24 protein-coding genes are annotated in these 26,021 nt (G+C 74.2%); 6 read left to right on the top strand and 18 right to left on the bottom strand.

Annotated elements, in window-relative coordinates; all coding sequences use genetic code 11:
* Window positions 1–59: 59 nt before the first annotated feature.
* The gene (locus tag ACYVG5_RS20370) at window positions 60–1,118 is read right to left on the bottom strand and encodes a BMP family lipoprotein (RefSeq protein WP_460683496.1); all 1,059 of its coding nucleotides are present in this window, start codon (window positions 1,116–1,118) and stop codon (window positions 60–62) included.
* 323 nt (window positions 1,119–1,441) lie between these two features.
* Between ACYVG5_RS20370 and ACYVG5_RS20365 the strand changes: the two genes are divergently transcribed.
* Window positions 1,442–2,809, top strand: coding sequence for a D-alanyl-D-alanine carboxypeptidase family protein (locus ACYVG5_RS20365; protein WP_222050469.1), 1,368 nt, complete (start codon window positions 1,442–1,444; stop codon window positions 2,807–2,809).
* 5 nt (window positions 2,810–2,814) lie between these two features.
* On the opposite strand, the gene ACYVG5_RS20360 is transcribed toward ACYVG5_RS20365, so the two are convergent.
* The 4 genes from ACYVG5_RS20360 to hisC are packed head-to-tail and all read right to left on the bottom strand — an operon-like array spanning window position 2,815 to window position 6,567.
* A complete protein-coding gene (locus tag ACYVG5_RS20360) occupies window positions 2,815–3,720 on the bottom strand; it encodes a YihY/virulence factor BrkB family protein (protein ID WP_222050470.1) in 906 nt (301 codons plus the stop codon).
* A gap of 37 nt (window positions 3,721–3,757) precedes the next feature.
* Window positions 3,758–4,360 (bottom strand): 2'-5' RNA ligase family protein, encoded by a 603-nt coding sequence (locus tag ACYVG5_RS20355; RefSeq protein WP_222050471.1) that lies wholly within the window; start codon window positions 4,358–4,360, stop codon window positions 3,758–3,760.
* Complete coding sequence (trpS, locus tag ACYVG5_RS20350; protein ID WP_460683494.1) at window positions 4,357–5,379, bottom strand: tryptophan--tRNA ligase; 1,023 nt, start codon at window positions 5,377–5,379, stop codon at window positions 4,357–4,359. Before trpS ends, ACYVG5_RS20355 begins: the two co-directional genes overlap by 4 nt.
* Window positions 5,380–5,415: 36 nt before the next feature.
* Window positions 5,416–6,567, bottom strand: coding sequence for a histidinol-phosphate transaminase (hisC, locus tag ACYVG5_RS20345; protein WP_460683493.1), 1,152 nt, complete (start codon window positions 6,565–6,567; stop codon window positions 5,416–5,418).
* A 70-nt stretch (window positions 6,568–6,637) separates the two neighbouring features.
* Here hisC and galE point away from each other — a divergent pair, with 70 nt between their 5' ends.
* Complete coding sequence (galE, locus tag ACYVG5_RS20340) at window positions 6,638–7,585, top strand: UDP-glucose 4-epimerase GalE (protein ID WP_222050473.1); 948 nt, start codon at window positions 6,638–6,640, stop codon at window positions 7,583–7,585.
* Between the two features lie 57 nt (window positions 7,586–7,642).
* Here galE and ACYVG5_RS20335 read toward each other — a convergent pair whose 3' ends face one another.
* Window positions 7,643–8,977, bottom strand: a complete 1,335-nt coding sequence (locus ACYVG5_RS20335) for a hemolysin family protein (protein ID WP_222050474.1) — start codon at window positions 8,975–8,977, stop codon at window positions 7,643–7,645.
* A 296-nt stretch (window positions 8,978–9,273) separates the two neighbouring features.
* On the opposite strand from ACYVG5_RS20335, the gene ACYVG5_RS20330 reads away from it, so the two are divergent.
* Window positions 9,274–10,092: a CAP domain-containing protein gene (locus ACYVG5_RS20330; RefSeq protein WP_460683492.1), complete on the top strand. Its 819-nt coding sequence runs from the start codon at window positions 9,274–9,276 to the stop codon at window positions 10,090–10,092.
* 35 nt (window positions 10,093–10,127) lie between these two features.
* On the opposite strand, the gene ACYVG5_RS20325 is transcribed toward ACYVG5_RS20330, so the two are convergent.
* The 5 genes from ACYVG5_RS20325 to ACYVG5_RS20305 form a co-directional block, all read right to left on the bottom strand.
* Window positions 10,128–11,042, bottom strand: coding sequence for an endonuclease domain-containing protein (locus ACYVG5_RS20325; RefSeq protein WP_222050475.1), 915 nt, complete (start codon window positions 11,040–11,042; stop codon window positions 10,128–10,130).
* A 212-nt stretch (window positions 11,043–11,254) separates the two neighbouring features.
* On the bottom strand, window positions 11,255–12,469 hold the full coding sequence (locus ACYVG5_RS20320) for an NADP-dependent isocitrate dehydrogenase (protein WP_222050476.1): 1,215 nt from the start codon (window positions 12,467–12,469) through the stop codon (window positions 11,255–11,257).
* Window positions 12,470–12,550: 81 nt separating this feature from the next.
* The gene (gene mdh, locus ACYVG5_RS20315; RefSeq protein WP_222050477.1) at window positions 12,551–13,504 is read right to left on the bottom strand and encodes a malate dehydrogenase; all 954 of its coding nucleotides are present in this window, start codon (window positions 13,502–13,504) and stop codon (window positions 12,551–12,553) included.
* A gap of 44 nt (window positions 13,505–13,548) precedes the next feature.
* Entirely contained in the window at window positions 13,549–13,875 is a 327-nt protein-coding gene (locus ACYVG5_RS20310; protein ID WP_222050478.1) for a DUF3017 domain-containing protein, read from the bottom strand.
* Complete coding sequence (locus ACYVG5_RS20305; protein ID WP_460683491.1) at window positions 13,872–14,741, bottom strand: bifunctional methylenetetrahydrofolate dehydrogenase/methenyltetrahydrofolate cyclohydrolase; 870 nt, start codon at window positions 14,739–14,741, stop codon at window positions 13,872–13,874. Before ACYVG5_RS20305 ends, ACYVG5_RS20310 begins: the two co-directional genes overlap by 4 nt.
* Window positions 14,742–14,833: 92 nt before the next feature.
* On the opposite strand from ACYVG5_RS20305, the gene ACYVG5_RS20300 reads away from it, so the two are divergent.
* Window positions 14,834–15,565, top strand: coding sequence for a hypothetical protein (locus ACYVG5_RS20300; RefSeq protein ID WP_246631062.1), 732 nt, complete (start codon window positions 14,834–14,836; stop codon window positions 15,563–15,565).
* A gap of 290 nt (window positions 15,566–15,855) precedes the next feature.
* Here the strand turns inward: ACYVG5_RS20300 and purH are convergent, their stop codons facing one another.
* The 7 genes from purH to ACYVG5_RS20265 form a co-directional block, all read right to left on the bottom strand.
* The gene (purH, locus tag ACYVG5_RS20295; protein ID WP_222050479.1) at window positions 15,856–17,406 is read right to left on the bottom strand and encodes a bifunctional phosphoribosylaminoimidazolecarboxamide formyltransferase/IMP cyclohydrolase; all 1,551 of its coding nucleotides are present in this window, start codon (window positions 17,404–17,406) and stop codon (window positions 15,856–15,858) included.
* Window positions 17,403–18,059, bottom strand: coding sequence for a phosphoribosylglycinamide formyltransferase (purN, locus tag ACYVG5_RS20290; RefSeq protein WP_222050480.1), 657 nt, complete (start codon window positions 18,057–18,059; stop codon window positions 17,403–17,405). The genes purH and purN overlap by 4 nt, the downstream gene beginning before the upstream one ends.
* Window positions 18,060–18,115: 56 nt before the next feature.
* Window positions 18,116–19,312 (bottom strand): cell division protein PerM, encoded by a 1,197-nt coding sequence (locus ACYVG5_RS20285; protein ID WP_222050481.1) that lies wholly within the window; start codon window positions 19,310–19,312, stop codon window positions 18,116–18,118.
* An 89-nt stretch (window positions 19,313–19,401) separates the two neighbouring features.
* A complete protein-coding gene (locus ACYVG5_RS20280) occupies window positions 19,402–19,911 on the bottom strand; it encodes a hypothetical protein (RefSeq protein WP_222050482.1) in 510 nt (169 codons plus the stop codon).
* Between the two features lie 217 nt (window positions 19,912–20,128).
* Window positions 20,129–21,007, bottom strand: a complete 879-nt coding sequence (gene sucD, locus ACYVG5_RS20275) for a succinate--CoA ligase subunit alpha (protein ID WP_222050483.1) — start codon at window positions 21,005–21,007, stop codon at window positions 20,129–20,131.
* A gap of 91 nt (window positions 21,008–21,098) precedes the next feature.
* Window positions 21,099–22,259 carry an ADP-forming succinate--CoA ligase subunit beta gene (gene sucC, locus ACYVG5_RS20270; RefSeq protein ID WP_222050484.1) on the bottom strand — a complete coding sequence of 387 codons (1,161 nt, stop codon included), beginning with the start codon at window positions 22,257–22,259 and terminating at the stop codon, window positions 21,099–21,101.
* Between the two features lie 113 nt (window positions 22,260–22,372).
* Window positions 22,373–23,431, bottom strand: coding sequence for a hypothetical protein (locus ACYVG5_RS20265; protein ID WP_460683490.1), 1,059 nt, complete (start codon window positions 23,429–23,431; stop codon window positions 22,373–22,375).
* 216 nt (window positions 23,432–23,647) lie between these two features.
* Between ACYVG5_RS20265 and ACYVG5_RS20260 the strand changes: the two genes are divergently transcribed.
* The gene (locus ACYVG5_RS20260) at window positions 23,648–24,568 is read left to right on the top strand and encodes an esterase/lipase family protein (RefSeq protein WP_460683489.1); all 921 of its coding nucleotides are present in this window, start codon (window positions 23,648–23,650) and stop codon (window positions 24,566–24,568) included.
* A gap of 263 nt (window positions 24,569–24,831) precedes the next feature.
* A complete protein-coding gene (locus tag ACYVG5_RS20255; protein WP_460683488.1) occupies window positions 24,832–25,824 on the top strand; it encodes a M23 family metallopeptidase in 993 nt (330 codons plus the stop codon).
* Window positions 25,825–26,021 lie beyond the last annotated feature (197 nt).

Genomic DNA, 26,021 nt, shown 5'->3' with positions numbered 1-26,021 from the left:
CCCGGGCGGTGTGTACCGCCCGGGCCCGCCGCCGTCCGGTGGTGCTCAGGACCGGTGGGTCACGGGGTCGTGGGAACCGTGATCTCGCCGTCGATGATCTTCTGGCGGTACTCGTCGATCGTGGCCTGGATGTCGTCGATGTAGCCACCGGAGGTCGACAGGCCGACACCCTCGGACTCCAGGTCGTAGACCACGTCCGTGCCGCCCTCGACCGAGCCGTCGGCGTAGGCGGTGATGAACTCCTCCACCGCGTTGTCGACCCGCTTGAGCATCGAGGTCATGATCACGGCCTGCTGATCCGGCGGAGCGGTCAGGTACTGGTCGGAGTCGACGCCGATGGCGCGCTTGCCGGCCTCGACCGCGGCCTCGAAGACGCCCACCCCGGAGCCACCGGCGGCGTGGAAGACGATGTCCGCACCGTTCTGGTACATCCCCTGGGCGACCAGCTTGCCCTTCTGCGGGTCACCGAAGCCGCTGAAGTCACCGGCCGGCGACAGGTAGGAGACGTCCACGACGATGTCCGGGTTGACCGCCTTGGCGCCCGCGACGTAGCCCGCCTCGAACTTCTCGATCAGCGGGCTCTCCACGCCACCGACGAAACCGATGTGGTCGGTCTCGGTCTTCGACGCGGCGGCGACCCCGGCGAGGAAAGAGCCCTGCTCCTCGGCGAACAGCAGGCCGGTGACGTTCTCACCCTTCGAGCCGTCGCTGTTGGCGCCGTCGACCTGGGCGAAGGTGGTGTCCGGGAAGTCGGCGGCGACGTCGCCGATGACCTCGTCGTAGTTGAACCCCACGGCCAGCACCGGGTCGAAGCCCTGCTGGGCGAGCTGGGTGAGGAGCTCCGCCCGGTTGGAGGCGTCGTCGTTCGGGGACAGCGTCTGGAGGTTCTCCTCGACGGTGCCGCCGAGCGCCTCGACGGCCGCCTCGGCGCCGGCGTAGGCGGAGTCGTTGAACGACTTGTCACCGAGGCCGCCGGTGTCGAACGCGAGACCGATCTTCAGCTCCTCGGCGCTGCTGCCGCCGCCGTTGCCACCGCCGGCCTCGGGCTCGTCGCTGGCACAGGCCGCGAGGGCCAAGCTGCCGGCCAGCAGCAGGGCCGCTGCCTTCATCCCACGCACACGGCGCAAGACGGTCTCCTCTCTCAGAGGGCGCCGGACGACGAGCGTCGCCCTCGCCCCAGTGGGTGTTCCGGGTCGATCGCGGATCCGCACACCGTCCGGCAGTTCGCGCTGAGGCGGCCCGGCCAGGCGGCGGTGACTCCGGCACGCTAACCGCGCGTCCGCTGCCACGGCCCCCTCCGGTCTGGTACCGATGCCGGATCGTTGCCTCGCCGCACCACCTGCCCCGCACCGGCGCCCCTGCGCCGAGTCCACCGCGCCACCCCGGGCCGAGCCGTGCCGCCTCCCGTCCGGACCCGGCGCACCGGTTAGCGTGTCGGTCCATGCGCCGGCTGCCCACCCGCGCCCGGCTGGCCGCAGCGCTGGCCGGTGCGCTCCTGCTCCTCGGCACGGCGTCGCCGGCGCTGGCCGAGGCCCCCCGCCCCACGGTCGACCCCGCGGCGCCGACCCCGACCGCGCCGTCGGCGGGCCCGCCACCGCAGGGCAGCGCCCCGGACGGCAGCACGGTCGGCGGCGAGGTGCTCGACACCCGCGGGCTGGTCACCGTGCCCGGGGCGCCACCCCTGCCCGAGGGCATCGACGCCCGCGGCTGGCTGGTCGCCGACGTCGGCACCGGCGCCGTCCTGGGCGCCCGGGACCCGCACGGCCGCTACTACCCGGCCAGCACGCTCAAGACGCTGACCCTGCTCACCCTCGCCCCGGTGCTGGACCCCGCCCTCGTGGTGGAGGGCACCGCCGAGGACGAGAACACCGAGGGCAGCCGGGTCGGGCTGGTCCGCGGCGGGCAGTACCCGGTGTCCCTGCTGTTCCAGGCGCTGATGATGCAGTCGGGGAACGACGCTGCCAACGCCCTGGCCCGGGCGGCCGGCGGGATGGAGTCGACGCTGGCCGCGATGAACGCCACGGCGCGGCGGCTGCGGGCCTTCGACACCGTGGCCGGCACCCCCTCGGGGCTGGACGTCGCCGGGCAGTCCTCCTCGCCCTACGACCTGGCGCTGTTCATCCGCGAACTGGTCGCCGACCCGGGAACGCGCGCGGTGCTGCAGACGCCGACCGCGCAGATGCCGCCGGTCCCCGGCCTCACCGAGGGCTACCAGATCCAGAACCAGAACAGCCTGCTGACCGAGTACCCGGGCACCCTGGGCGGCAAGAACGGGTTCACCGACGCCGCCCGGCACAGCTTCGTCGCGGCCGCCGAGCGGGACGGGCGGCGACTGGTGGTCAGCCTGATGCAGGCCGAGCGCCTGCCGGTGCCCGCTCCCGAGCAGGCCGAGCGGCTGCTCGACTGGGGGTTCGCCGTCCCCGCCGGTGCGACGGGCGCCGGCCGGCTGGTGGAGCCCGGCGAGGAGGACGCGGCGGAGCCGCCCTCGACGGTCCCGGCCGCGGACGGCACGCTCACCGCAGCCGACGCCACCGCAGCCGACGCCACCGCCGCCGACGTCACCGCGGCCGCCGCCACCCGCAGCGCCGGGACCGGGACGGCCGCGGCCGGCAGCGCTCCGGCCGCGGAGTCACCGCTGCTGCCGATCGGCCTCGGCGCGGGCGCGGTGGTGATCATCGTCGCGACCGTGATCGGACGGCGGCGCGCCCTGCGCCCGGTGCCGGTCGTCCCTCCGGTGCCGCCGGGCGCCGGCCCCGACCCGGACGCGGCGGTCAGGCGCCCGCCGCCCCGCCACCCGCCGGGTCCGTGACCCCCTCACCCCAGGCGGGCACGCTCGATCGCCGGGATGGTCGCCGTCCAGGAGGCGGTGTAGAAGGCGAAGCGGGCGACCACGTTGATCCACACCAGGACGCCGACGATGCCGCCCAGCGCCTGGGCCGTCACGTTGCTGTCGATGATCGACAGGTACCAGTTCCCCACCAGCTTCAGCACCTCGAAGCCGACCGCACCGAAGACCGCTCCGGGCAGCAGCTGCCGGATCCGGAACGGGTTGCCCGGCACACCCTTCAGCAGCCAGAGGAAGACCAGCACGTCACCGGCCACCGCCAGGGCGATGGCCACCCCGCCGGTGAGCAGGAAGAAGCCGGGCACCTCGGCGATGCCCAGCAGGTCGAGCAACCGGGACGAGGCGGTGGTGGCGGTGGTGGTCAGCGCGATGCTGGCCGCACCGGCGGCACCCAGGCCGAGCAGTGCGACCAGGTCCTTGAGCCGGTCGGCGAGGAAGTCCGGAGGATCCGGCCGACCGCGCCAGACGATGTCCATGCCGACCCGGACCTTGTCCATCGCGCCGAGGCCGACGAAGAGGAACCCGGCGAGCCCGATCAACCCGAAGGCCGTCGCGCTGGAGATCGCCCCGGTCACCTGCTCGGCGAGGTCGGCCCCGGTGGAGCCGGGCACCGCGTCCCGGACGGCGGTGGTCAGCTGCTCCTGCAGCAGCGGGTCGCCGCGCAGCACGAGGCCGGCGATCGAGGCCAGCAGCAGGAGCACCGGGAACAGCGCCAGGAAGACGTAGTACGTGACGCCGGAGGCCAGCAGATCGCCCTGCACGCGGTTGTAGTGACCACCGGCGTGCACCAGGTGATCCAGCCAGGAACGGCGCGCCCGCTGGCGGTGCAGCAGCCCTTTCGCCGCGGCGTTCGCACGGACGACCGGATTGCTCACCGGTGCGAGTGTGGCGGCTGCCGGACTCCACCGCAGGTCAGCGCGGCGGCCCGGTGAGCGGGTACTCGCGCACGACGGCCCAGGCGCCGTCGGGCTGCTGCTCGAACTCGGTGAAGGAGCCGACCCGGAACTCGGCGTGCAGCTCGGACAGCCCGGCGTAGGCGACGTCCAGCATCTCGGTGGAGACGTCGTGGGCCACGGTCACGTGCGGGTGGTACGGGAAGTTCAGCGGCCGGGCGAGCGGCCCGGTGCGGACGTCGTTCGCGATCAGCTCGCAGTCGGCGATGCCGAGGGCGACGGCGACGAAGACCACCTCGGACACCGGGCGGAAGGTGCCGGTGCCGGACAGGTGGACGGCGAAGGGCGGGTGCCGGCGGGCGACCGCGGCCAGGTGCTCGCTGATGGCGCCCCGGTCGCATTCCCGGACCTCGGTCGGGGGCAGCAGGGTCACGTGCGGCGGAACCAGCCGGGCCTGCGGGTCGCCGACCTTGGCGCGCCAGTCGACCAGCAGTTGCGCCCACGGCTCGGGTACCGACACCACCACCCCGAGAACGGCCGTGTCGGCGGGTGCCGGCGGCACACCACGCTGCGGGACGAACGTGAAGGTGTCCTCGTTGGTGCGCCCGGCGCCGCTCGTCACCGTGGTGCGCCCAGGGCCGGCGGGGGCAGGAACCCGATCCGGTCGTGGACCGTGGCCAGCGTGGCCGAGGCGACCTCACGGGCCCGGGCGGCGCCGTCGGCCAGCACCCGCTCCAGCTCTGCGGTGTCGGCCATCAGCTCGGCGGTGCGCTGCTGCACCGGCGCCAGGGCGTCGGTGACCACCTCGGCGAGCTCCTTCTTCAGGTCGCCGTAGCCGCGGCCGGCGAAGTGCTCCTGCAGCTCGGTGATGCTCCGGTCCGACAGCGCCGCGTGGATGCCCAGCAGGTTGGTGACGCCCGGCTTCGCCACCGGGTCGGCGACCACCTCGCGGCCGGTGTCGGTGACCGCCGAGCGGATCTTCTTCGCGGTGACCTTCGGGTCGTCGAGCAGGTTGATGCAGCCGGCCGGCGGCAGGCTCTTGCTCATCTTCTTGTCCGGCGACTGCAGGTCGAGGACCTTCGCCGCCCCCGGCGGGATGAACGCCTCGGGGACGGTGAAGGTGTCGCCGTACCGGCCGTTGAAGCGGTTGGCCAGGTCGCGGGTGAGCTCGAGGTGCTGCCGCTGGTCCTCCCCGACCGGCACCCGGTGCGCCTGGTAGAGCAGGATGTCGGCGGCCTGCAGGACCGGGTAGGTGAACAACCCGACCGACGTCGTCCCGGCACCCTCGCGGCTGCTCTTGTCCTTGAACTGGGTCATCCGGCCGGCCTCACCGAAGCCGGTCAGGCACTGCAGCACCCAGGCCAGCTGGGCGTGCTCGGGCACGTGGCTCTGCACGAACAGCTTGCTGCGGGCCGGGTCGACGCCGAGCGCCAGCAGCTGCGCGGCGGACACGAGGGTGCGATGACGCAGCACCGCCGGATCGGGCTGCTCGGCGGTGATGGCGTGCAGGTCGACGACGCAGTAGAAGGCGTCGTGGTCCTCCTGCAGGGACACCCACTGCTGCAACGCACCCAGGAGGTTGCCGAGGTGGAAGGAGTCCGCCGTCGGCTGGATGCCGGACAGCACGCGGGGAGCAGGCACGCCGTCCATCGAACCACGCGTCCCAGGTCGGGACGCTCAGGCTCCCGGCCTGCCGACGGCCGCGCTGGTCCACGGCGTGTCGGCACTCACCGTGTCGAGGACTTCATCGATGGCCGCCAGGAAGACGTCGTCCTCCTCTGGCGTGCCGACGGTGACCCGGACACCCTCGCCGGCGAAGGGGCGGGTGATGACCGCGCGGGCCTCCAGCTGCGCGGCGATCTCGACGGCCTGCCCACCGAGCGGCAGCCACAGGAAGTTGGCCTGGCTGTCGGCGACCGGCAGGCCGCGCTCCCGCACCGCCTCGGTCAGCCGGGCGCGCTCGGCGACGACGGCGGCGCACCGCTCCCGCACCTCGGCCTCGCTGGCCAGCGCGGCCACCGCAGCGGCCTGGGCGAGGCTGGAGACGCTGAACGGGACCTGGGTCTTGCGCACCGCCTCGGCCACCGCGGGATCCTCGGCGATCAGGTAGCCCACCCGCAGACCGGCCAGCCCCCATGCCTTGGAGAAGGTGCGCAGCACGGCCACGTTGGGCCGGCCCCGCATCAGCTCCAGGCCGTCCGGGACATCGGGGTCGGTGACGAACTCCCGGTAGGCCTCGTCGAGCACCACGAGGGTCCCGGCCGGGACGGCGTCGAGGAAGCGCTCCAGCTCGCCCCGGCGCACCGCCGTCCCGGTGGGGTTGTTCGGGTTGCAGACGAAGACCAGCCGGGTGGTGCCGTCGATCGCGGCGAGCAGGCCGTCCAGGTCGTGGGTGTCGGCCGGGCCACCGGGGGTGCCCGGGACGAGCGGGACCCGGACGTCGCGGGCACCGGCCACCTGCGCGAGCAGCGGGTACATCTCGAAGGAGCGCCAGGCGAAGGCGAGGCTGGTGCCCGGGTCGTTGTAGGCCTGGGCGAGCTGCTGGCAGACCGTGACGGCGCCGCAGCCGGTGGCCACCTGGGCCGGCCGCACGCCGTACCGCTCGGCCAGCGCGGCGGTGAGCACCGAGGCGCCGTTGTCGGGGTAGCGGTTCGTCTCCCCCGCCGTCGCCCCGATCGCCTCGAGCACTGCCGGCAGCGGCGGGAAGGCGACCTCGTTGCTGGCCAGCTTCACGGCCCGCTCGACACCGATCTCACGGGCGAGATCGGCCGGGTTGCGACCGGGTCTGTAGGCCGGCAGGGCCGTGACGACGGGGCGCGCGCTGACCACGACTGCTCCTCCCGCACCCGCCCGGGCCGTGGCACGGCGCAGGGCGGACGGCGTCTCTAGGGTGATGCGCATGCACGTACTCGTCGCCGGCGGTGCCGGCTACATCGGCAGCGTAGTCACCGCGGCACTGCTGGATTCCGGTCACCAGGTGACCGTGCTCGACGACCTGTCCACCGGCCACGCCGACGCCGTCCCCGCCGGGGCGGCCCTGGTGCGCGCCTCGTTGCACGATTCCGGGCCGGTGCTGGCCGACGTCCGGCCGGAAGCGGTGCTGCACTTCGCGGCCAAGAGCCTCGTCGGGGCCAGCCAGGTCACGCCGGAGGAGTACTGGCACACCAACGTGGGCGGTTCGCTGGCCCTGCTGGAGGCGATGCGAGCCGTCGACTGCCGGCGGATCGTCTTCTCCTCCACCGCGGCCACCTACGGCGAGCCCGACGAGGTACCCATCCGCGAGGACGCGCCGACCAGGCCGACCAACACCTACGGCGCCAGCAAGCTCGCCGTCGACCACATGCTCACGTCCTATGCGGTGGCGCACTCGTTCGCCGCGGTGAGCCTGCGGTACTTCAACGTCGCCGGCGCCGCCCACGGCTGCGGCGAGCGGCACGCCACCGAGACCCACGTCATCCCGATCGCCCTGCAGGTCGCCGCCGGAACCCGCGAGGCGATGACGGTGTTCGGCGAGGACTACCCGACCCCCGACGGCACCTGCATCCGCGACTACGTGCACGTGCACGACCTCGCCGCCGCGCACCTGCTGGCGCTGCCGGCACCCGCGCCGGGCGAGCACCGGGTCTACAACCTGGGCAACGGCACCGGCTTCTCCGTGCGCGAGGTCGTCGAGGCGGTGCGCACCGTCACCGGGCACCAGGTCCCGGTGGTGGTCGGCGAGCGCCGCGCCGGCGACCCGGCGCGGCTGGTGGCCAGCTCCGACCGGATCCGCGCCGACCTGGGCTGGGCTCCGCAGCACACCGACCTGGTCGGCATCGTGGGCGATGCGTGGGAATTCGCCCGGTAAGAGGACCCCCTTGCCCCCCGCCACTCGCGAGCTCGCAGCGGGCCCCTGCACGGGGGCCTAACCGGTGGCCGGCTCGGCGGGCACGTCGTCCGAGCCGGGCTCCGGCTGCGCGGCCGGCGAGACCGACAGCCGGGAGATGCGGCGTCCGTCGAGTTCGAGCACGGCCAGCTCCCGCCCCTCCACCGTCACCGTGTCGCCGAGGACCGGCAGCCTGCCCAGCGCCGCGAGCACGTAGCCGGCGGCGGTCTCGTAGGGACCCTCGGGCAGGTGCAGTCCGGTGGTCACCGCGAAATCGTCCAGGTTGAGCAGGCCGTCCACCTCGTGCGGGCCGCCGGCCGGCTCGTCGCTGTCCCGGGAAACCTCCTCGTCGTACTCGTCGTAGATCTCCCCGATGACCTCCTCGATGAGGTCCTCGAGGGTGACGATGCCGTCGGTGCCGCCGTACTCGTCGACGACGATCGCGAAGTGCGCGTTCTCCCGGCGCATCTCCGACAGCGCGGTGAGGACGCCGGCGGTGCCGGGGAGCTGCTTCACCTCGCGGGACAGGTCGCCGACGGTGGCCGCCCGGCCGGCCGGGTGGTTGGGCAGCAGCAGGTCACGGACGTGCACGAAGCCGATGACATCGTCCTCGCTGCGCCCCACCACGGGGTACCGCGACCGGCTGGACTCCGCGACCAGCTTGGCGGCCCGGCTGGCGGTCGTCGACGCGTCCAGGAAGTCGACCTCGGTCCGCGGGGTCATGACCTCGCGGACCTCTCGGTCCCGGGCCCGGAACACGTCGTCGATCAGCCGCCGCTCGTCGCTGCTCAAGGCCTCGTGCGCGGCCACCAGGTCGCGTAGCTCCTCCTCCCCGATCGACTCGCCGCTGGCCCGGGGGTCACCGCCGAGCAGGCGCACCAGCAGGTCGGTGGACCTCGACAGCACCCAGATGATCGGCCGGAACGCGGTCGCGATCCCGTTGAGCGGCGCGGCCACCAGCAGGGAGAAGCCCTCCGCCCGCTGCAGCGCCAGCCGCTTGGGCGTCAGCTCGCCGACCACCAGCGACAGGTAGCTGATCGCGATGGTGACCAGCACAAAGGCGACCGGGTCGGCCACCCCCGGCTCCACGCCCAGGCTCGTCAGCCAGTCGGCCAGCGGCCCGGACAGGGTGCTGGCGCCGAAGGCGGCCGAGAAGAACCCGGCCAGCGTGACGCCCACCTGCACCGCGGCGAGGAACCGGTTGGGCTCGGCAAGCAGCTTCGTGAGCGCCTTGCCGCGCCGTCCACCCGACTCCCCGAGCGAGCGGGCCTGGGACTCCCGGAGCGACACCAGGGCGATCTCCGCCCCGGCGAAGGTGCCCCCCAGCAGGACGAACCCGAAGACCATGACGATGTTGAGCCAGACGTCGCTCACCGGTGTACGTGCTCCTCCTCGGGTGGGGGCCTCGACACCGGGGCTCCCGCAGACGACCACGGTAGCCGGGCCCCGCGGGAGCTCGGGCCGCGCGGCACCGGTCACTCACCGCCCCTGAGCACCTTCCGTGCGTGAGCGAATACGGTTAGTCTCGGTCCCGTAACGATTCGTGATCTCCAAGGGACGTGCCCGTGCGCCACCGCCCCACATCTCCACCGCCGCTCGCGCCCGGACGGTTCCGGACGGCCGTCGCGGGGTGGGCCCGCCCCGCGTCGGGGGCGGACGACCCCGGCTGGGTGTCGTCCCTGGCGTTGACGGTGCTGATGACGCTCGCGCTGGTCGCGCCGCTGCTCGGTGGGGCGACCAGCCCGCTGCTCGACGGCGCCGGGCAGGGCGGGGCGGCCGCGGCGACGGTGGAGCCCGACGAGGAGGCCGACAGGGAGACCGACGGAAAGACCGGGGCGTCCGGCGTCCCGTCGTCGGTGGGCGGGACGCTGGTCGTGCCGCCGGCCCCGGTGGCGGAGCCGGCGGTCGCTGCGCCCGCGGCGCCCGGGACGGAGGTCCCGACCCCGGCCGTACCGGCGCCGGCCGACCCGTCCGCCGACGTCCCGTCCGCCGACGTCCCGCCCGCAACGACGCCCGCCACGACCCCCGGGCCGAAGGCGCCGCCGAAGCCCGCACCGGCACCGGCTCCCGCGCCGGCCCCCGCTCGAGTGCCGGCGCCGGCCCCTGCGCCCGCCGGTGACGATCAGAACCGGGTGCTCGCACTGGTCAACGAGGCCCGCGCCGCCGCCGGCTGCGGCGCGGTGACCGCCGACTCCGGGCTGGCCGGCGTCGCCCGGTCGCACAGTGCGGGGATGCGCGACCGCGGGTTCTTCGACCACACCGACCTCGACGGGCTCTCGCCGTTCGACCGCGCCGAGCGCGCCGGGGTGACCAACGCCCGGGCGGAGAACATCGCCCGCGGGCAGCAGGACGCCGCCGCGGTGGTGCAGGCCTGGCTGGACAGCCCCGGTCACCGGCAGAACATCCTCAACTGCGCCTACCGGACCATGGGCCTGGGGGTGGCCACCGGCAGCGGCGGACCCTGGTGGACCCAGCTGTTCGGCACCTGAGCGCCGCTACTGCCGAGATCGGGGATGTAGGGCTGTCAGCGCCCGGTCGAGTGCCCCACGACCCCGATCTCGGCGGCGGCCAGCAGTGCTCGCACCCGGGCGACCACCTCGCCGGGTCGGTGCAGGTCCGCGGCGGTCACGTAGAGCACCCGCCACCCCGCCTGGACCAGCGCGTTGATCCGCCGCCGGTCCCGGCCCAGCTCGCCGGGTGCGCCGTGCCAGGCACCGTCGTACTCCACGGCCACCTTCGCCGCCGGGTAGCCGAGGTCCACCCGGGCGATGAACACCCCGTCCGGCCGGCCGACCCGCCACTGCGGGACCGGTGGGAGACCGGCCAGGGTGAGCAGCACGCGCAACCGTGACTCCGGCGGGGACTCGGCCCGCTCGTCCGCCAGGGCCACCGCCTGCTGGGCGCGGCGACAGCCCCGACCCGTGGGTAGCGCGGTCGCGGCCGCCGTCAGCACGGAGTGGTCGACGACGGACCGGCCGAGCATCGCGTCGAGCAGCGGCACGGATTCGAGCAGGGGCTCCAGGCGGGCGACGTCCAGCGCGGTCCGCACCTCGCTGGTGCAGCGGTGGCGGCCTCTGCCGACCATGTCGGCGGCCGGTACGGGAGCCCGCCGGACCCGGAGCCCGGCGACCGGCCCGAACCGGCAGCCCGGCCGGATGGTCACCTCGACCGGGCTGGCCTCGTCCACCGCCTCGCGCAGGCCGAGCAGGTAGGCCGCCGACCGGCCCGACACGACGGCGTCCGGCGGAACGAGCAGCGCAGCGCCGGCCAGCCGCAGGCGGTGGTCGTCGGGCAGGGCCGCGTCTGCGTAGACGTCCCGGAAGAGCCGGCGCCAACACCGGCTGCGCAGAGCGTCGCGGGTCAGCAGCCCGCCGGCGATCGCTTCGGTGCCCCGGAAGACCCGGCCCACGAGCTGGGCGGGACGGGCAGGAGCGGGCACCGCGCCACCCTGCCGCACCGGCGACGTCCGTCCCTGTCGCCATCCACAGGCTGCCCAGATCGGGGATCTGGGGCCGCCAGTCGGCCACCTGCCGCCCCATGTCCCCGATCTCGCCCGGCCGATCCGCCCCGGAACGCAGACGGCCCCCTCGACGGTGCGTCGAGGAGGCCGGTGCGTTCAGCGAGGCGTCAGGCCACTGCTCAGGCCACTGCTCAGGCCATGGCCTTCTGCAGGTTGCCGTCGATGGCCGCCAGGAAGTCCTGGGTGGTCAGCCACGGGCTGTCCTTGGAGATCAGCAGCGCCAGGTCCTTGGTCATCTGACCGCTCTCGACGGTGTCGACGCAGACCTTCTCCAGCGTCTCGGCGAAGCGGGTCACCTCGGGGGTGTTGTCCAGCTTGCCGCGGTGGGCCAGCCCCCGGGTCCAGGCGAAGATCGACGCGATCGGGTTGGTCGAGGTCTCCTTGCCCTGCTGGTGCTGGCGGTAGTGCCGGGTGACCGTGCCGTGGGCGGCCTCGGCCTCGACCGTACGGCCGTCCGGGGTGGCCAGCACCGAGGTCATCAGGCCCAGCGAGCCGAAGCCCTGGGCGACGGTGTCGGACTGCACGTCGCCGTCGTAGTTCTTGCAGGCCCAGACGTAACCGCCCTCCCACTTCAGCGAGGCGGCCACCATGTCGTCGATCAGCCGGTGCTCGTACGTGATGCCGGCGGCCTTGAACTTCTCGGCGAACTCGGCCTGGTAGACCTCCTCGAAGATGTCCTTGAAGCGACCGTCGTAGGCCTTCAGGATCGTGTTCTTCGTGGACAGGTAGACCGGGTAGCCGCGGTCGAGGCCGTAGTTCAGCGAGGCCTGGGCGAAGTCGCGGATCGAGGCGTCGAGGTTGTACATCGACAGCGAGATGCCGGCGCCGGGCGCCTGGAAGACCTCGTGCTCGATCGGCTCGGAGCCGTCGTCGGGGGTGAAGGTGACCGTCAGCCGGCCCGCGGAGGGGAACTTGAAGTCGGTCGCGCGGTACTGGTCGCCGTAGGCGTGACGGCCGACGATGATCGGCTTGGTCCAGCCCGGCACCAGGCGGGGCACGTTGGCCATGATGATCGGCTCGCGGAAGATGACGCCGCCGAGGATGTTGCGGATCGTCCCGTTGGGCGAGCGGTACATGCGCTTGAGGCCGAACTCCTCGACCCGCGCCTCGTCCGGGGTGATGGTGGCGCACTTGACGCCCACGCCGTGCTGCTTGATGGCGTTGGCGGCGTCGACGGTGATCTGGTCGTCGGTGGCGTCGCGCGCCTCGATGCCGAGGTCGTAGTACTCCAGGTCCACATCGAGGTACGGCAGGATCAGCTGGTCCTTGATGAACTGCCAGATGATCCGGGTCATCTCGTCGCCGTCGAGCTCGACGACCTTGCCCTCTACCTTGATCTTGCTCACGTGTTCTCCTTTTGCGTTCATGGCCCCGTTGCAGGGCCCCGCCGCGAGCGTGCGAGCGGTGGGGGGCAGCGGGGTCCTTCCTCAGAGGTCGGCTACGTCGGACTGCTTCGCACGGACGGCTTCGGCCGCCTCGCGCAGACCTGCCAGCTCGCTCTCGGACAGGTCGGTCTCGACGACCTTCCGCACGCCCTCGCGGCCGATCTCGGCCTCGACGCCGAGGTAGACACCGGAGATGCCGTACTGGCCGTCGACCCAGGCGCACACCGGCATGCAGGCACCGGAGTCCTCGATGACCGCACGGGCCATCCGGGCGGCGGCCGCGGACGGGGCGAAGTAGGCCGAGCCGGTCTTGAGCAGCGCGACCACCTCGGCGCCGCCGTTGCGGGTGCGGGTGACCAGGTGCTCGATGCGGTCGGCGGGCAACACGTCGGCCAGCGGCCTGCCGTCGACGGTGCAGCGGGACGGCACCGGCACCATGGTGTCGCCGTGCGAGCCGAGGGTCAGCGTGCGCACCGAGGACACCGGGACGCCGAGCTCCCCGGCGATGTTGTTGGTGAAGCGGGCGGTGTCGAGCATCCCGGCCTGGCCCATCACCCGGCCCTTCGGGAATCCACTGGCCAGCTGGGCCAGCGCGGTCATCTCGTCCAGCGGGTTGGACACCACGATGAGCACGGCGTCGGGCGAGGTCTGCGCGATGCTCTCGGCGACCTGGCGGACGATGCCGGCGTTGGTCTCGATGAGGTCCATCCGGCTCATGCCGGGCTTGCGGGGCAGCCCCGCGGTGATGACGACGACGTCGGAGCCCTCGGTGCCCTCGTAGGAGCCGCCGCCGACGCCGACCACCGTCGTCTCGAAGCCCTCGATCGGCCGCGACTGGTTGATGTCCAGTGCCAGGCCCTCGGGCTTGCCCTCGATGATGTCGGTGAGCACGACGGTCTCGAAGACGTCGTACTCAGCGAGCCGAAGTGCGGTGGTGGAGCCGTAGAAGCCGGCGCCGACAACGGTGACCTTGCCCCTCCGAGCCTGCTCTGCCATGTCCGCCAACCTAGCGCCTTGCCGGCACCGGGCGCCCGCGCGGGTCAGTCGCTGGGCAGCGTGAGCGCGAGGACGGCGATGGTCAGACCGGCACCGGCGGTGAGGGTGACATCCATCGTCCGGCTGCGGACGGCGAGGAAGCCCAGCCGGGGCAGCGGGAGGAGCAGCCGGAACAGCGCGGCCACGGCGAGGGCCAGGCCGACGACGAGCAGGCCCCGCCGCCAGTGGTCGAGAGCGACCATCGCCAGCCCCACCCCGACGACGACGATCACCAGGAAGAGCGGCCACTGGCGGACCAGGCCGGCCACCAGCGGCCGCCGCACATAGAGCGGCGGCCGGCTGTCCGAGGACGGGGCGGCCGGGGAGCTCATGCGGTCAGCGCCTCGGCGCCCACGGCCTGCTCGGCGGCGAGGACCACGTTGGCCAGCAGCATCGCCCGGGTCATCGGGCCGACCCCACCGGGGTTGGGGGCCACGTGACCGGCGACCCCGGCGACGTCGGCAGCGACGTCCCCGGCGATCCTGCCGTCCACCCGGCTCACCCCGACGTCGAGGACGGCGGCGCCCGGCCTGACCATGTCTGCGGTGATCAGCCCGGGCACGCCGGCCGCGGCCACCACGACGTCGGCCGTGCGCGTGTGTGCGGCGAGGTCGCGGGTGGCGGTGTGGCACAGGGTCACGGTGGCGTTCTCGGTGCGCCGGGTCAGCAGCAGGCCCAGCGGCCGGCCGACGGTGATGCCGCGGCCGATCACCACCACCTCGGCGCCGGCGAGCGGCACGTCGTAGCGGCGCAGCAGCTCGACGATCCCCTGCGGGGTGCACGGCAGCGGCGCGGGGACGCCGAGGACGAGGCGGCCGAGGTTGACCGGGTGCAGGCCGTCGGCGTCCTTGGCCGGGTCCATCCGCTCGAGGACGACGCTCTCGTCCAGCCCCCGCGGGAGCGGCAGTTGCACGATGTAGCCGGTGCAGTCGGGGTCGGCGTTGAACTCGTCGACGACGGCCAGCACATCGGCGAGGTCGGCGGTGGCCGGCAGTTCCCGCTGCAGGCTGGCGATACCGACCTGCGCGCAGTCCTTGTGCTTGGCCGAGACGTACCAGCGGCTGCCCGGGTCGTCGCCGACCAGCAGGGTGCCCAGTCCGGGACGCCGTCCCGCCGCCGCGAGGGCCGTCACGCGCCCGGTGAGCTCGGCACGGATCGCTGCCGCGGTCGCCTTGCCGTCCAACGTCGTCGCCACCACGGCCCCAGTCTGCCCGACGTCCCGGTCCCGAGCCCCCGGCCACCCTAGGCTCGCAGCACCGACCGCCCCGTCTGCGCGCAGGAGAACTCCCGATGACCGATGCCGCCGGCAGCACCGGGCACGGCAGCACGGCGTACCGCGGTACGGCCGGGCAGCCGCTGGCCGACCAGCCGACCGAGGTGGTCCCGCTGGACCGGTACGAGATCCCGCACGAGACGTCGTACGACCCGGCGCACGCCACGCAGCGGTTCGATCCGCCGTCCTCGCGCCGGGACGACGACCACCTCGCCGACCTCCTCGGCGAGCCCGACGACACCGGCGACGGGGACGATGGCCGCGACGGCGACCAGGACTGGGCGCCCGACCACAGCACCGCCCCGGTGTCGGCCCGCCGGGCCGACACCCTGGCCGGGCTGCTGCTCCTGCTGGCCGGGATGGCCGCCGGGGTGAGCCTGCTCGTGGTCTGGGTGAACGGCGGCGGGACCGGGCTGGACCTGGTCCGCGCCGGCCTCGACGACGCCCGACAGGGTGCCGCGACGCTGGGCGGCACCGGATCGTGGCAGCCGCTGGCCGTCGTGGGCGGCGGCATCGCGCTGTTCGTGCTGGGCCTGCTCATGTACGCCCCGGCCCGCACCCACCGGTTCCTCGGCGTGCTGGCCCTGCTGGTGTCCCTCGTGGTCGCGGCCGGCGTCCTGGTGCCGCTGGCCGACGCGAACTGGAACCTCCCCCGCTGGGCCGTCGGCGCCTGGTTCACCGCCGCCGTCGCGGGTCTGGGCCTGCTGGGCGCCCTGAAGGCGCTCTCCACGGGTCCAAAACCGAGGTGACCGGGGTCGCGGTCCGGTAGGACCGCTGTGGTCTGACGGCGCGGGGGCCACCCTTCACCCGCTCCAGCTCGGCGCAGTCCCAGTCGACCCGAGCGAAATCCTCACCCTCCCAGGACGTGCCGGACTCCGGCGGGCCGACGTGCGGCCGGGTGTTCCGCATCAGAGCAGGCCTCGTCCTTCGTTCCTGGCCTCGCTGCAGGGCCCGCCGCGAGCCTGGTGACGTACTGGAACGGCCAGCCTTCAGGGTCCCGCGCCGAGCGTGCGAGGCGTGGGGGAAGGCTGGTCCTCTTTCAGTGGGCGAAGTGCCGGGTGCCGGTGAGATACAGGGTGATGCCGGCCGCGGCCGCGGCCTCGACCACCTCGGCGTCCCGCACCGACCCGCCCGGCTGGGCCACGGCCCGCACCCCGGCGTCCAGCAGCACCTGCAGGCCGTCGGCGAAGGGGAAGAAGGCGTCGGAGGCGGCCACCGACCCCGCGGCCCGCTCCCCCGCGCGCGCGACGGCCAGCCGGGCGGCGTCCACCCGGTTGACCTGGCCCATGCCGACGCCCACCGTCGCCCGGTCGCTGGCCAGCAGGATGGCGTTGCTGCGCACGGCCCGCACGCTGCGCCAGGCGAAGACCAGGTCGTCGAGCGCGGCGGCGTCCAGCGGCTCACCGCAGGCCAGCGCCCAGCTGGTCGGGTCGTCGCCGGGAGCGTCGATCCGGTCGGCGGTCTGCAGCAGCAGCCCGCCGCTGACCGCCCGCAGCTCCACCGACAGCCGCGGCGCCTCCGGCATGCGCAGCAGCCGGATGTTCTTCTTCCCGGTCAGCACGCCCAGCGCGTCCTCGGTGAACGAGGGGGCGACGACGACCTCGGTGAACACCTCGGAGATCTGCTCGGCCAGCGTCAGGTCGACCTCGCGGTTGGCCGCGATCACGCCGCCGAACGCCGAGACCGGGTCGCAGGCGTGCGCCTTGCGGTGCGCCGCGGCGATGTCGGCGCCGACCGCGATACCGCACGGGTTGGCGTGCTTGATGATCGCCACGCACGGGTCGGCGTGGTCGTGCGCGGCACGCCAGGCGGCGTCGGTGTCGACGTAGTTGTTGTAGGACATCTGCTTGCCGTGCAGCTGCTCGGCGTCGGCCAGCCCGGGCTGCCCGCTGCGGTACAGCGCCGCGCCCTGATGCGGGTTCTCGCCGTAGCGCAGCACGTCGGTGCGCTCCCAGCTGCCCCCGACCCACTCCGGGAAGCCGCTCTCGTCGTCGGGAGCCAGCACGTTGCCCATCCAGGAGGCGACGGCGACGTCGTAGGCCGCGGTGTGCCGGAACGCCTCGGCCGCCAGACCCTGCCGCTGGGCGAGGGTGAAGCCGCCCCCGGCCACGGCCGCGAGCACCTCGGCGTAGCGGCCCGGGTCGACGACGACGGCCACCGACGGATGGTTCTTCCCCGCCGCCCGGACCATCGCCGGGCCGCCGATGTCGATCTGCTCCACGCACTCGTCGGGCGTGGCACCCGAGGCCACCGTCTCGCTGAACGGGTAGAGGTTCACCACGACCAGGTCGAACGGCGTGATCCCGAGCTCGGCGAGCTGGCGGACGTGCTCGGGCCTGCGCCGGTCGGCGAGGATCCCGGCGTGCACCGACGGGTGCAGGGTCTTCACCCGCCCGTCGAGGCACTCGGGAAAGCCGGTCACTTGCTCCACCGGTGTGACGGGGATGCCGGCGGCGGCGATCCGGGCCGCGGTGGCGCCGGTGCTCACCAGCTCCACGCCGGCCTCGGCCAGCCCGCGGGCGAGCTCCTCGACGCCGCTCTTGTCGTAGACGCCCAGCAGGGCCCGGCGTACGGGGGTGCGCTCGCTCATCGACTGGTCTCCTCTGTTCCGGTTCGGGTGGTCTGGGGGCGGGCGGCCGGCGCGGCCGCGGGGCCGGTGGTGGCCAGGCTCGCCACCGTGGCGACCAGGAGGTCACGCTCCACGATCTTGATGCGCTCGTGCAGCTGCGGCTCGTCGTCCCCGGGCCGGATCGGCACCGGCCGCTGGGCGAGCAGCGGCCCGGTGTCGACCCCGGCATCGACCACGTGGACGGTGGCGCCGGTGCGCGGGACGCCGGCGGCGAGGGCGTCCCGGACGGCGTGCGCCCCGGGGAAGGCGGGCAGCAGGGCGGGGTGGGTGTTGACGACCCGGCCGGCGAAGGCCGCCAACACCGCCGGGCCCAGCAGTTTCATGAAGCCGGCGCAGACCACCCAGTCGGGCCGGTGGACGGCGAGCTCCACGGCCAGCGCGCGGTCCCAGGCGGCCCGGTCGGGGTGCTCCCGCAGCGGCGTCACGAACGTGGTCAGGCCGCGGGACCTGGCCGCGTCCAGGCCGGGGGCGGCCCGGTCGGAACCGACGGCGACGACCTCGGCGGGGTACCGCGGGTCATCGGCCGCGGCGAGCAGCGCGGCACAGAGCGTGCCGGCCCCGGACAGCAGCACGACCACGCGGGCCCGCGGAACGGCGGGCGCAGCGGCGGGCACCGCCCGACCCTATCGGCCGCCCGGGCCCGTCCGGCGGGGTGCGTCACCCCCCGCGGTCACCCGCGCGACCGCCACCGGCTGACGGCGGCGGCCGGCGCGGCGGCCAGACCTGCCTGGGCGGCGACCGACAGCCCGGTGGCCAGCGCCGGCGCGCCCACCTCCGCGAGCCCGGCGTCGCCCAGCTGCCCTCCACCCAGGAGCACGAACACGCCGGCGAGCAGCCCGACGCCGATCCCGGCGACGATGCCCCAGAGCGCGGCGGTGACCGTGCCGCCGTCGGCATCGCCCATCCGGCGGCCCAGCGCGGTCCCGACGCCCAGACCGGCGAGGACGGGCAGCGCCTGGGAGACGAAGGCCAGCAGTGGCACGGCCTGGGTGTCGGGCAGCGCGGCGACCAGCGGTAGCGCCGGGACACCGCCGAGCGTGACGCCCCCGACGGAGATCACGGTGCCGGCGCCGACCAGGAAGCCGGGCCCGGCGGCCAGGCCGATGACGGCGGCGGTGGCGTTGGGTAGCAGCAGGAGACTGAGCCCCACCTGACCCGCGGCGCCGGCGCCGGCGCCGCCCAGCCCGGTGGTCAGCGCCGCCACGCCCTCGATGTCGACGGCCAGCGCGACCGCGACGACGGCGGTGCAGCCGGCGGCCAGCCACCACGCGCCGGCCAGCGCCGCCCGGCACACCGCCGTCGCCGGGCCGGGGAACCGGTCGAGCACCGCGGCGCCCAGTTCCGACTCCCGGAGCACGCCCAGCCCTCCGGCGACGAGCGCCAGCACGGCCGCTCCGGCCGCCGGCCGGAGGAGCCCGATCGACGCTCCGGCCGCGGTCACCAGCGCGGCCACGGCCACGGTGAGCGCGGTGTGCACGCCGACGAGCACCGCCACGGCGCCGGCGACAGCCCCCGGCTCGTGCAGTTCCCGGAGCGCGACGACGGACCGGCCGGCGCGGCTGAGCCCCCACGCGACGCCCAGGGTGAGCAGCAGCGGGGCGATGCGTAGCGGGCCGGACGCCACGTGCAGCTCCGCTCCGTGCGCGAGCAACCACAGCTGTCCGGCGACCTGACCCGAGGAGGACAACGGCAGGCCACCGGCCGGGTCGAGCTGCTGGACGACGACCAGCGCCAGGAGCAGGGCGAGCAGCCCGGTTCCCGTGACGGCGAGCCCCGTCGCGGCGGCCACCCATCCGGTGCCCGGGCCCCACGGCTCCCCCGGCCGGCGCTGCGCCGTGCGGGGCAGGCGAGGCAGCAGGGACGTCACTCCTCCACTCTCGCAAGCCCAGCGGACGGACGCCCGCCGCACGCGCCGGGCGTCGGGCGAGTTCCCGGTCGCACCGCGCGGGCCGGTGGTCAGCCGCCCGCGGCGGGCGGGTCACCGGGGACGGGGTCGTGCGCGACCGGATCCGGCCGGCCGGCACCGGCGGCCGCCCGCAGCTCCGGCAGCAACGCCCGCGCCGCCGAGACCGCGACCGCGACCGTCACCAGCAGGGCGAGCAGCGGAACGGGCTCGAAGCCGTAGTCGGTGCTGCGCAGCCAGGTGACCAGGGTGAGCAGGAACGCGGGCGCGGCGAGCCCGAGGGTGACGCCGCTACGGGGAAACGGCACCGGCACCGCGACGACGGCGGTGAGCAGCGCCCAGGCCCCGGCGGCGACCAGCAGGACCGCGCCGATGGGCACCAGGACGGAGAAGCCGTAGCCACTGGCCGAGATCCGGCCGAGCACGTCGAGGGTGACCGCGGCCCAGGGCAGGAGGCCGAGCACCACGTACAGCAGTGCGCCGGCCGCGGGGACCAGGTCGTGCACTGCCGGCCGGCGGGTGGCCGACCCCTTCCGGGCCCGGGGCTGCTCGTCGGGCGTCATGCCCGCCATCCTCCCCGTCGTCCGGTCGCCCGCGGCGGTCGTGGCGGCCGCACCGCCCGGTGCGACAGCACCGGGACAGCACCGGAGACGCCGCTGCCCGGCGCCCCGTACGGGGCACCGGGCAGCGGTGCGGCCCTCCTGCAGGGGCCCGCCGCGCAGTGGCCGCGTCCAGAGGCTCGCCCTGAGCTTGCGAAGGGTGAGCGGACGCGGTCCTTCTTCAGCCTCCGACGATCTCCCGCATGAGGCGGGCGGCCTCCGACGGGGTCTTCCCGACCTTCACGCCGGCGGCCTCGAGGGCCTCCTGCTTGGCGGCCGCCGTCCCGGCCGAGCCCGAGACGATCGCGCCCGCGTGGCCCATCGTCTTCCCCTCCGGTGCGGTGAAGCCGGCGACGTAGCCGACGACGGGCTTGGTCACGTTGGCCTTGATGAAGTCGGCGGCGCGCTCCTCGGCGTCCCCACCGATCTCACCGATCATCACGATGGCCTCGGTCTCCGGGTCGTCCTGGAAGGCCTGCAGACAGTCGATGTGCGTCGTCCCGATGACCGGGTCGCCGCCGATGCCCACGGCGGTGGAGAAACCGATGTCCCGGAGCTCGTACATCATCTGGTAGGTCAGCGTGCCGGACTTGCTGACCAGCCCGATCTTCCCGGCCTGGGTGATGTTGGCCGGGATGATGCCGGCGTTGGAGCGTCCGGGGCTGATCAGTCCCGGGCAGTTGGGGCCGATGATCCGGGTCGAACCGCCCTGGGCGTGCGCCCAGAAGTAGGTCGAGTCGTGCACCGGGATGCCCTCGGTGATGACCACGCACATCCCGATTCGCGCATCCACGGCCTCCAGGACGGCGCCCTTGGCGAACTTCGGCGGCACGAAGACGACGCTGACGTCGGCCCCGGTCTCCTTCATCGCGTCGGCCACGGAGCCGAAGACGGGCACCGAGGCGCCGTCGAACTCGACGCTCTGGCCGGCCTTGCTGGGGTTGACGCCACCGACGACGGCGGTGCCGGAGGCGAGCATGCGCTGGGTGTGCTTGCGCCCCTCGGAACCGGTCATGCCCTGGACGATGACCTTGCTGTTCTCGGTGAGGAAGATCGACATGTTGTTCAGTCCGTTCTTGGCGAGCCGCCGGTACGGCCCCTTCAGGGGCCCGCGCCGAGCTTGCGAGGTGTGGGGGAAGGGGGTCCTTCTGTTACGCGGCGAGCTCGGCGGCCCGGCGGGCGGCACCGTCCATCGTGTCGACCACGGTCACCAGCGGGTGGGCGGCCTCGGCGAGGATCCGCCGGCCCTCCTCCACGTTGTTGCCGTCGAGGCGGACGACCAGGGGCTTGGTGGCCTCGTCGCCGAGGATGCCCAGCGCGTGCACGATGCCGTTGGCCACCTCGTCGCAGGCGGTGATCCCGCCGAAGACGTTGACGAAGACGCTCTTCACGGCCGGGTCGGACAGGATGATGCCCAGCCCGTCGGCCATGACCTGCGCGGAGGCGCCGCCACCGATGTCGAGGAAGTTGGCCGGGCGCACGCCGCCGAACTCCTCGCCGGCGTAGGCGACGACGTCCAAGGTGCTCATGACCAGCCCGGCACCGTTGCCGATGATCCCGACCGAGCCCTCGAGCTTGACGTAGTTGAGGTCCTTCTCCTTGGCCGCCGCCTCCAGCGGATCGGCGGCGCCGGCGTCCTCGAGGGCATCGTGCTCGCCGTGCCGGAAGCCGGCGTTCTCGTCGAGGGTGACCTTGGCGTCCAGCGCGAGCACGGTGCCGTCGGGCGCCTTCGCCAGCGGGTTCACCTCGACCAGCGTGGCGTCCTCCTTGGCGAACACGTCCCAGAGCTGGACGGCGATGGCGATGACCTGGTCGCGGACCTCGGCGGGGAACCCGGCGGCGTCGACGATCTCAGTGGCCTTCTGGGTGTCGACGCCGACCGTGGCGTCGATCGGGATGCGGGCCAGCGCCTCGGGCTTGGTGACCGCGATCTCCTCGATCTCCATGCCACCCTCGACCGACGCCATGGCCAGGAAGGTGCGGTTGGACCGGTCGAGCAGGTAGGAGAAGTAGTACTCCTCGGCGATGTCGCTGGCCTGCGCGACCATCACCCGGTGGGTGATGTGGCCCTTGATGTCCAGCCCGAGGATGTCCTGGGCGCGCGCCCGGGCGGTCTCCGGGTCGTCGGCGAGCTTCACGCCGCCGGCCTTGCCGCGGCCACCGACCTTCACCTGCGCCTTGACGACGACGGGCGCGGCGATCTCGCGCGCGATCGCCTCGGCCTGCTCGGGTGTCTCGGCGACGCCGCCGGGGAGCACGGGCACACCGTGCGAGGCCAACAGGTCACGGGCCTGGTACTCGAAGAGATCCACGAGCAGGGACCGTAGCCCGCCCGTCACCGCCCTGTCTCATGCGCCTCCGCCAGCGTGGGGCGTCTCACAGCGGCGCAGGGTCGTTGTACCCGGCCCCGGGCCGCGCCCGGGGCTCAGCGACGGGTGCGCGCGGCCCGGCCGCCGGGCCGCCACCGCCAGGCCAGCACGGTCACGCCGGCCGACGCCACCGCCAGGACCAGCAGGCCGATCCCGGGCACCGTCCAGTCGACGTCGGCGCTGCGGGCGGCATCGCGCGCACCGGCCAGGCCGGTGGCGAGCAGGGAGACGGTCACCGCCAGCAGGCCGCCGACCGCACCCAGCCGGGGGCGCAGCGACGGCGCGATCACCGAGCACAGCAGCAGCGCGCCGGCCAGCAGCAGCCCACCGAGCAACGCCAGCCCGGGCCGTTCCAGCAGCGCCTGCGGGCCTTCCACGGTCACCACGGTCTCGAGCCCGGTGACGGGGTCGACCGCGACCTGGTCGGGCACGTCGGCGGCGGGCAGGGCCAGGCAGAGGACGGCGCCCACCCCGATGAGCGCGGCCAGCGCGGCCAGCGCGGGCCGCAGCGGATCCAGCGAGCCGCCGTCCTCCATCACCGTGCGGCTCCAGGCCACCAGCGCGATCAGCCCGGCCAGCACGGTGACGGTCAGCGCGGCGACGCCGAGCACCCAGCCGGCCCCGGTGTCCACGGAGCTGGTGAGCACCCGTTCCCCCGCCAGCACCTCGACCGCGGGGCGGGCCGTGGAGCCGTGGCCCTGGTAGAGCTCGATCAGCAGCCGGCCGACGGCGAGCGTGCCGGTCACCGCGGCGTACGCCAGCCCCAGCCGCGGCACCCGGCCCAGCGCCAGTCCGGTGCCGACGACGACGGCGGCCACCGGTGCGACCAGGGCCACCAGCGCCTCCAGCGGGCCGGTGACCAGCGCGACGGGCTCCCCGCCGACGACGAGGTAGGTCGGAAAGACCGCGGCCGCGCCGAGCAGGCCGGCCAGGGCCAGCAGCACGCCGGCCGCCCGCGCGGTCACCGGGACGGCGCCGACGACGACGACGTCGGTCCGGTCGGGGAGGGGCGCGGTGCCGGCGCCGGGACCCGCAGCCCTACCGGCCCGGGCGGCGGAGCGCCGGGCCGTCGCGGCGGTCCGGCCGGACTCGGAGGCGCGGTTCCGGGTGGGCACGGGTCCCCTTCCATCGGGTGGCGGTCTGCAGCGGTGGGGCAGGCACCGGGTCGCCCCCCTCGACCCGTCGGCCGGCAGCCCCGGCAGGGTTCCGTCGGCGCCCGATGGTGCCGATGTGTGATGTCAGACACACCCGGGCATCACATCCGCCACGGCGAGCACACCTCCGGGGCGCGCCCACCGGTGCGGGACCGGACTCGACGGGAGGGAGACGCGGTGACCAGCACCGACCCGCCCTCGCTCCCAGGGTGGCACGCCGGCGCATCCGGAGCCGGGAGCGACGTACCGGCCGGACCGGTTCCCTCGGTCCGGGCCGGGCTCCGCTCGCTCCTCTCCCCCACCGGCCTGACCGGCGGGCTCACCGAGCTCGCCTGGGTCGGGGCCCACGCCCTGCTCTACCCCCTCGGCACCCGCACCGAGCGGCTGCGCCCCGATGGCCGGTACCGGCCGGGCGCCCAGGCCCCCGGCGTCCGGGCGCTGTTCGCCGACGACCCGCTCGCCGCCCGGATCCCCGTCGTCCTGGTGCACGGGCTGGTCGACAACCGCTCGGTCTTCGCCGTGATGCGCCGCAGCCTGCGCCGACGCGGTTTCGCCCAGGTGTGCTCCTGGAACTACAGCCCGTTCCTGCGGGACGTCGAGAGCGCCGCGGCCGCCCTGGGGGCGCACGTCGAGCGGGTCTGCCAGTCGACCGGCCACGACCGGGTGCACGTCGTCGGGCACAGCCTCGGCGGACTCGTCGCCCGCTACCTGGTGCAACGGCTGGACGGAGATCGGCGGATCGATTCCCTCGTCACCCTCGGGACCCCGCACGCCGGCACCCTGTGGGCACATCTGCTGCCCACCGGGCTGGTCGGCCAACTACGACCCGGCTCGCCGTTGATCCGGGAGCTCGCCGAGCCCGCGCCGGCCTGCCGGACCCGGATCACCGCCGTCTACAGCAACCTGGACCAGCTGCTGGTCCCCTCGGCCGTCGGCCGCTGCGAGCACCCCGACCTCCGGGCCCGCAACGTGCTCGTCCGCGGGGTGGGGCACATGTCCCTGCCCATCCACCGGGCCGTCGTGGCCGAGGTCGCCGCCACGCTGGCCGGCCGGCGGACGACCGTCGACGCCCCACCGACCGAGACGGCAGTCGCCTGAAACGACCAGATCGTGGGACTCGTGGGATGCATGTTGTTGACGGAACGCAATGACAACGACACACCCCGTCAAGTGATTGGTCGCCTTCGAGCGGCTGCATAGCGTGCGGGACGGCGCCTGAGGGAGCAGTCCGGGGGCGCCGCGCACAACTGATGTGCACGCACCAGTTCCCGCCCGCGGCGAGTTGGTGCCCGTTCAGCACCGCGGCTCCCCCCGTGGCGCTGCGCTCGGAAGGTGCTGCGGTGTACCGCCAGGATGATCTCGTGGGTCGATCGTGGCCCGACGTCGCCACGTCATCGCGACCGGCCATCGGCCTGGGCACCACCTCGGTGCCCCCGCTGCCGCGCACCGAGGGTCCCGCCGCCACCGACGCCCGGGAGACCGGCCGCATCACGCTCGACGAGCTCCCCCGGCCGACCGCCCGGCCCGCATCGCCGCGCCCGTCCGTGCCCTCCCCCCGCACGGCGGCCGACGACAGCATTCCCGACGACACCACCGCCGCCGACCTCGGCGCCACGGACGACACCGACGACACCGGCGACCCGGCCGGGAACTCCACCGCGGCGCACACCGGCACCCGCCTCGGCCGGGCCCGGGGCCGCCGCCGGCTCCCCATGGCGCCCGGCCGCAGACCCGCCCTCCTGCTGGCCGCCCTGGTCGTCGGCGCGCTGATCGCCGCCCTGCCCGGCGGCACCGACCCCGACGCCGCGGCCGCTGCGTCGGGGCTGGACTACGGCCTGGGCATGGACGCCGACATCGGGTTCGCCGGCGGGGTGGATCTCGCCGGCGCCCGCGGCGAGATCAGCCAGGCCGAGGCCGAGGCGCGACTCAACGAGATCGCCGCCTCGCGGGCCGCCCGCCAGCCGAAGTTCGTGCTGCCCACGCAGGGCCGGATGACCACCTGCTTCTGCATGCGCTGGGGCAGCATGCACTGGGGCCTGGACCTCGCCGCCCCGATGGGCACGCCCATCCTGGCCGCCTCGGACGGCGTCGTCCTGCGCGCCGGTGCCGCCTCCGGGTACGGCAAGGCCATCTACATCCAGGACGCCGACGGCAACGTGCACGTCTACGGCCACATGCGGCACCTCTACGTCGAGGCCGGCGACGCCGTCACCGCCGGCGACCTGATCGCCAAGGTGGGCAGCGAGGGGCAGTCGACCGGCCCCCACCTGCACTACGAGATCCACAAGGGCGGCATCAACGGCAAGCCCACCGACCCCGAGGACTGGCTCGCCGCCCGCGGCATCACTCTGTGATCTGTCGTCCTCACGGACGACACCGCGGCCAGGTGATGCTCCTATAGATGGTCAAGCCGCTTTTTCAAGATCTTTGCCGGCTGCGGTGGAGACGAGGGCGGAGTAGATTTCGCGGACGAGGTAGCGCTTGAGGCAGCGGATGATCTCGGTCTTGGACAGGCCTTGAGCGGTGCGGCGTTCGACGTAGTCGCGGGTGG

The sequence above is a fragment of the Modestobacter lapidis genome (genome assembly GCF_054780755.1).
This window is presented reverse-complemented; position numbering and strand designations above follow the sequence as displayed.

What these genes read in the sequence shown, in the direction of transcription:
- mdh (WP_222050477.1), bottom strand. Translation starts at nt 13,504, where the DNA reads ATGGCAGAGCAGGCTCGGAGGGGCAAGGTCACCGTTGTCGGCGCCGGC.
- galE (WP_222050473.1), top strand. Translation starts at nt 6,638, where the DNA reads ATGCACGTACTCGTCGCCGGCGGTGCCGGCTACATCGGCAGCGTAGTC.
- sucD (WP_222050483.1), bottom strand. Translation starts at nt 21,007, where the DNA reads ATGTCGATCTTCCTCACCGAGAACAGCAAGGTCATCGTCCAGGGCATG.
- ACYVG5_RS20310 (WP_222050478.1), bottom strand. Translation starts at nt 13,875, where the DNA reads ATGAGCTCCCCGGCCGCCCCGTCCTCGGACAGCCGGCCGCCGCTCTAT.
- ACYVG5_RS20300 (WP_246631062.1), top strand. Translation starts at nt 14,834, where the DNA reads ATGACCGATGCCGCCGGCAGCACCGGGCACGGCAGCACGGCGTACCGC.
- ACYVG5_RS20280 (WP_222050482.1), bottom strand. Translation starts at nt 19,911, where the DNA reads ATGACGCCCGACGAGCAGCCCCGGGCCCGGAAGGGGTCGGCCACCCGC.
- purH (WP_222050479.1), bottom strand. Translation starts at nt 17,406, where the DNA reads ATGAGCGAGCGCACCCCCGTACGCCGGGCCCTGCTGGGCGTCTACGAC.
- ACYVG5_RS20365 (WP_222050469.1), top strand. Translation starts at nt 1,442, where the DNA reads ATGCGCCGGCTGCCCACCCGCGCCCGGCTGGCCGCAGCGCTGGCCGGT.